The 3259-nt window shown below is 68.0% G+C and carries 4 protein-coding genes and 2 tRNA genes; all 6 read right to left on the reverse strand.

The window, feature by feature from the left end; all coding sequences use genetic code 11:
• Positions 1-157 precede the first annotated feature (157 nt).
• Positions 158-232, reverse strand: a tRNA-Ile gene (locus ACWDR4_RS49945).
• A gap of 94 nt (positions 233-326) precedes the next feature.
• Positions 327-563 carry a hypothetical protein gene (locus ACWDR4_RS49950; RefSeq protein ID WP_450418830.1) on the reverse strand — a complete coding sequence of 79 codons (237 nt, stop codon included), beginning with the start codon at positions 561-563 and terminating at the stop codon, positions 327-329.
• 37 nt (positions 564-600) lie between these two features.
• A tRNA-Leu gene (locus ACWDR4_RS49955) sits at positions 601-674 on the reverse strand.
• A gap of 142 nt (positions 675-816) precedes the next feature.
• The gene (locus tag ACWDR4_RS49960; protein ID WP_450418832.1) at positions 817-1080 is read right to left on the reverse strand and encodes a hypothetical protein; all 264 of its coding nucleotides are present in this window, start codon (positions 1078-1080) and stop codon (positions 817-819) included.
• 92 nt (positions 1081-1172) lie between these two features.
• Complete coding sequence (locus tag ACWDR4_RS49965) at positions 1173-1637, reverse strand: hypothetical protein (RefSeq protein WP_450418833.1); 465 nt, start codon at positions 1635-1637, stop codon at positions 1173-1175.
• 209 nt (positions 1638-1846) lie between these two features.
• On the reverse strand, positions 1847-2989 hold the full coding sequence (locus ACWDR4_RS49970) for a DUF932 domain-containing protein (RefSeq protein ID WP_450418835.1): 1143 nt from the start codon (positions 2987-2989) through the stop codon (positions 1847-1849).
• Positions 2990-3259: the final 270 nt, after the last annotated feature.

Below are 3259 nucleotides of genomic sequence, written 5' to 3' on the forward strand. Positions count from 1 at the left end.
CTTCGCCGAGGAACTCGCCCTCTACGACAAGGTGCTGAGCGAGGCCGGACTGCCGCCGGTGCCGGTGTACTCGTACATGCCGGGCCTGTCCGGCGCCGCCGGGGGCTCGGGGAGTCAGCTCCGGCGGACTCGGCTGCTTCGGCGGTGGGTGTGCAAGTGGTGCTGGTGGGACTCGAACCCACGACCTCAACGGCTTATAAGACCGGCGCTCTGCCAACTGAGCTACAGCACCTCGGGGGTGAGGTGTGCGGGCCGCGCCCCGGTAGGGCGGGGCGCGGCCCTGGGAGCGGCCGGGGCGCGCGGGGGAGGAAAGCCCCGGCCGCTGGTCAGGTGAACAGGATTCGTGCCATCGTCTCGTCGATCAGCGCTGCGGCCTCGTCGTCGGGCATGTCGTCGAGCCTGGCGAGCGCCTCGAAGTCGATCTCGACGTCCAGGTCCGCGATTCGCTTCTCAGCGATGACGAACTCGATCACTTCCTGTGCGCTGGCACGTGCGCGGGCCTTCGGGGCGACGCTGGGGGCGGTGGGCTGGGATGCGGTGTTCTGGTGGTCGTCGGCGGTCATATCTCCTCCGTCGTGGGGCGGTTGGGGCGGCTGTGGGTGGACCCGACCGGATTCGAACCGGCGGCGCTGTGCGCTTTTAAGGCGCTGGCTCTGCCACTGAGCTACGGGCCCTTGGGGTGGGCCGCCGCCCCGGTGCCGGGGAGTCCGGGGCGGCGGCCCTGGGAGCGGCCATGCGCGGGGGAGACGCTTGGCCGCTGGTCTGGTCGGTCCCGGCGTGACGCTGGGCGAGGTTGGCCGGTCACCGCGCGGGCAGTCAGAGGTTGTGCTGGAAGCGGTAGTGCCTGACGAGTTCGATGGCGGCGTCGCGGACGGCTCCGCGTTCGGTCTTGCCGGTGGTGCGGGCCTTTGTGTAGGCGACCGAGGCGCGGACGACCGAGGTGGGCCGGATCAGCCGCATGTTGACGATCTCGTGGCCGTGGCCCGGCAAGTCCTGCTTGGTGATGTCGTGGATGGCGGCAGCGATGGCGTGCGCGACGGCGTTTTCGTCGGTGATCGGTACGGGGTCAGTGTCAGCCATGGTCACGTTCCTTTGAGTCCCTGACGGGGCCTTGGGCGGCGGCCGGGCGTGGGGGAGAGGACCGGCCGCCGGACTGGGGCGCGCAGCAGGGGCTACGCCGGGGCGGATGCCGGAAGCGGGAATGCCGTTTGGTAGGTGACAGCATCCGACTCCGGACCAAGCGTTTCGTGGAAGGCGTCTCGGACCTGCTCTGCCGTGAGCGGGCTAAGCGTCAGGCCGTCGATCACCCAGCCGCGCACGGTTTCCTTGCCTGTCGGCGATTTCGTGCCGAGCACAACGCTGCCTTCGGCGACGATGAAGCCGAGGGCCACGACTTCTGCGACTGCGGCCGCAGAGGCATAGACACCGCTCCAGAGAGCGTCGGTGCCTTCCCCGAAGACGTCGAACCAGGCGTAGGCGGTGACGGGCTCGGCGTTCCTCGGATGGACAACTGTGGTGAGCAGGTGCGTTCCGGGTCCTGCCGCCTGCATCAGATCGGTGACGGTGTCCACGGCGTGCGTGGTGACCGGTGCCAGGCGTTCCCGGGCCTGGCTGGATGAAAGGTTGTTGGCGCCCATCAGGCGTATCCCCTCGTGGTTGCTTCGGCGTCAGTCGAGGGCGTCACCCCCCAACCGTTATATTCGATACTAGATAATAACTGGCTCGAAGTCAAGCCCCACCGGTTCGACACGGGGGCGGCCTGTGAGCGGTACCTGAGTGCCGCTCACAGACTGCCGTTCCGGCGGGAGCGGGAGTCCGCCACGCTCCCGCCGGGGCTTGCTGACGGCTACGCCGCTGTGGCGATGGCCATGGCGGAAAGGGCCTGCGTCTCCAGCTCGTAGGCCGCATCCCCGTCATCGAGGGTCTGCGCGGTAGCGGTGATGGCCTGCATGATCCCGCCCGCCGTGGTCTGGCCACCCTTGATGAAGTGGCTGAACACGGAGTCGCGCACGCTGTCGGAGAAGCGCAGCTGCTTTGCCACCAGTTCCACGGTCTCGGCCGGGCTGGTGATCTCGCGTCCTGCTTCCCGCTGGATGTCGGCCAGCTTCCGCTCGACGTAGTCGCGGTTCATGAACGTTGCGACGGCGTCACGGGTCTGAGCGGTGATCAGCGCGAGATTCTTCTCCTGGGTGTCCTTCGAGAACTCGACGATTCCCTCGTTCATCCGTGCGCCGAGGTGCACTTTGCCGAACGCGTCCTTCGTGATCGTCATACCGTTGCCGCACACCTGCGCGACGATGCGGGGTGTGATCGCGTACTTGCCGCTGCCTACCTCGCTGTTGGTGAGAACGAACCCGGCCGAGACGAGGGGCAACTGATCGCCCGTCTGCCCGGTGAACGGCGACCTGTACCCGCGCAGCAGCTCGGGAGCATAGGCCGCGACGTGCTCGGACTCCACCCGAACGATCATGCGCCGTTCTGTGAGGTCGGCGCCCGTGATGTTCACGGGGTGCCCCGACTCCCGGATGCCCGCCAGTACGGCGGTGAGCATGTCCAGATGGTCAATGATCTTGTAGCCGTCGGAAAGCCACGCACGCAGTACGCCCGGCTCGCCCTTGAAGGCGCGGAGCAGGAATCGGCGGGTGGGGTCCTTCTGTAGCCAGCCGTTGACGTTGAGGTCGTACAGGTCGACCGCTTCGGCGCGCATGCGGCGCAGGTAGGCGGTAGGGATCTTCAGCTTGTCGGCAATCCCCTCGTCGGCTACGGCGGTGGGGCGGTAGGCGCCATCGGCGCGTGTCACGCCGCTGGGCGTCAGTACCGGCTCCACGCCGGTCACGGTGAGGTTGCCGTCAATTGCGGTGATGGCGGAGGCAGGGGCCACCATGTCGATCTTGGCGTCCTGGTCCCGCTCCAAGGTCTGGAGCAGGTCCTCAAAGGATGCGTTGCGGGTGTCCGTCACCGCGGCGATCTGGTTGGTCTCGTGAGCCACAAGGGCTCCCTTCGTATGGTTCGGCGTCCCATCGGCGTCACCCGATATACTTCGATACTAGATAAAAATCCCCGAGAATGCAAGCCCTACGAGTCGCTCGCAGCTGGGGGCGGTGAGCGGTGGGGGCGGTGGGCGTTCGAGGTGGTCTCTGCGCTGGTCAGCCATCGGTAGGCGAGGCATGGGCATGCCCTCGGGGGAGGGGGCGGCGCGTGCTCGCCCAGGGGCCCGGGCCTCGGGTCCCTGGGCCCGGCCCGGCGGGGCCGGCCCGGC

The sequence above is a fragment of the Streptomyces sp. NPDC000878 genome (genome assembly GCF_053599695.1).

Coding starts and splice junctions, on each gene's coding strand:
- ACWDR4_RS49950 (WP_450418830.1), bottom strand. CDS start 563: ATGACCGCCGACGACCACCAGAACACCGCATCCCAGCCCACCGCCCCC.
- ACWDR4_RS49960 (WP_450418832.1), bottom strand. CDS start 1,080: ATGGCTGACACTGACCCCGTACCGATCACCGACGAAAACGCCGTCGCG.
- ACWDR4_RS49965 (WP_450418833.1), bottom strand. CDS start 1,637: ATGGGCGCCAACAACCTTTCATCCAGCCAGGCCCGGGAACGCCTGGCA.